Consider the following 2166-nt stretch of genomic DNA (forward strand, 5'->3'; position numbering starts at 1 on the left):
TCACGCGTCGACATTTTTTCTGTTGGTAGGGGGATGCATCCAATCATATTGGGGATGAATCAAGTGGATAAAACACAAGTTTTTCAATTAGATATCGCTAAATGGAAGAGATTCTTTCTTTAATTAAAATTTTATGATAGTACGTTTCTACGTTTCAAAAATATACCATGATTAGTTAAATAAACGTGTGTAGGAGAGTGGTGTATAGAATATTCGATTTTGACATTTTGTGTGTGTACGTAATTTAAAATCAATATGTTGATTTTTTATGGGGCTTCTGGAGGAATCCTACGTTAGTGATTACGATAATTTTTGAATACAGGGCCTACTTACTAGTAGGCATATTATAGATAATTTGATCATTTTTCGTGTTTGAATTTAATTATAAGAGTAAAGGTGTAGTTAATTGATTAAGCTTATTTAATGTTTTTTAGTATCTGAAGAGTAGACGGATAATTAAAAAATCTTGTTACGATTTGAACAAAGTTTTTTTAATACTATCGAAATAAAGTAAAATAAAACTACATGAAAGGAGCTCGGATAAGTTTATAAAATAGCTTTTTAGGAAAAGTGAGGTGTTTGAAAAAATACTAAACTATTTTTATATTTATATTTATATTTAATGAATAAATTAAAGTTTCAATTTCTATAATATTTTAAGTCTCTTCCCCTTTTAGTTCTATTTGTAACGTGGTATAATACCTAATAAAGGGTAGTTTTAATATTTAATTGATAAGGAGGTTTTTGTGATGGAGTACAAAAATATTAAATTTGAGAAAAACAATGGGGTTGGAATTTTAACCATTGATAGACCTAAGGCCTTGAATGCCCTAAATTTCGAAACTGTGTCAGAGTTAAATGCGTGTATTGAATGTATCGAAAAAGACCAAGATGTTAAAGTGCTTGTTATCACCGGAGGGGGAAACAAATCATTTGTAGCCGGTGCAGATATTAAGGAAATGTCGACTAAAAACCCTGTTGAAGGGCGCATTTTTGGTAAAGCGGGTCAAGATGTCTTTACTCGTATCGAAAATTTACCACAGCCGGTAATTGCTGCTGTAAATGGATTTGCTTTGGGTGGCGGCTGTGAACTTGCTTGTGCATGTGATTTCCGTTACGCTTCCGATAATGCTAAATTTGGTCAACCTGAAGTTGGATTAGGCATTACTCCAGGATTTGGTGGTACACAACGCTTGCCCCGTGTTGTTGGACGAGGATATGGGAAAGAACTAATTTTTCGTGCCAATGTGATTAATGCTGAAGAAGCCTATCGAATCGGACTGGTCAACAAGGTTGTACCGCAGGACCAGTTGATGGAAGAAGTTTTTAAAGTTGCCAACCAGATTGCTGGTAATGCTAAAGTTGCAGTCCAGCTTTCCAAAGCGGCTATCAATCGTGGTATCAATTGTGATGTTGTTACGGGTATTTCTTATGAAGATGAAGTATTTGCTCTTTGTTTTTCTACGGAAGACCAAAAGGAAGGCATGGCTGCCTTTATTGAAAAACGAGATAAACATTTTACCGGCAGGTAATAATTAAAAAGGGAGCATTATTGTAAAATAATAATAAAAAAGGATGAGTTTTTTTGAAAGTGACTCATCCTTTTTTGTTTTTGGATTTACACGCTAAACATTTAGTAAAATGATATTCAGAAAGATATTTCAAAGCACTAGGCAGTATCATAAGTCACTTAATATATTACACTAAAATTTCGTAAAAAAGATATCGCTTCTCAATTCACGTAATAATATTGCTTGATATAAGGAGACCTTATTGTACTTGATTTGATAATTTAAGGAAGTAAGATGGAATTATATAATTTTGAAGACAATATCTTAAAGTAGGCTTGAAATTTCGCTTAAATTATGTTTTCAGAGCCATTATGTTAACGGCAAATCAGGCTCTTTGAGGTGAACTTTATAAAGGGAAAAGTGTAAGAATGAAGAGATAAATGCATAAAAAATATAGAACAGCCAAAGCTCATAACTATTAAAGATAGGAGCTTGAAAAATCTAGTATTTAAACTGAATAGGTGATAGAATATAAATGAGATTTTAGAATGTTAACTATTAGTTAATGTTCTAAAGTCAATCGGTTTTGAGGAAAAATTAGCAGGATGTTTGAACGTATAGATGTTGGATTATCCTTAAAACCAACTCATAAAAT

Annotated in this window: 1 protein-coding gene; it reads left to right on the top strand. The window is 32.3% G+C overall.

Annotated elements, in window-relative coordinates; translation table 11 throughout:
- The first annotated feature begins 749 nt into the window (after window positions 1–749).
- Complete coding sequence (locus HMPREF1250_RS08340) at window positions 750–1532, top strand: short-chain-enoyl-CoA hydratase (protein ID WP_023054221.1); 783 nt, start codon at window positions 750–752, stop codon at window positions 1530–1532.
- Window positions 1533–2166: the final 634 nt, after the last annotated feature.

It is taken from the genome of Megasphaera vaginalis (ex Srinivasan et al. 2021) (assembly GCF_000478965.1).
GTDB lineage: Bacteria > Bacillota > Negativicutes > Veillonellales > Megasphaeraceae > Megasphaera > Megasphaera vaginalis.

Bases quoted from the DNA above. Each gene is read 5' to 3' on its own strand.
- HMPREF1250_RS08340 (WP_023054221.1), top strand. From the start codon at position 750: ATGGAGTACAAAAATATTAAATTTGAGAAAAACAATGGGGTTGGAATT.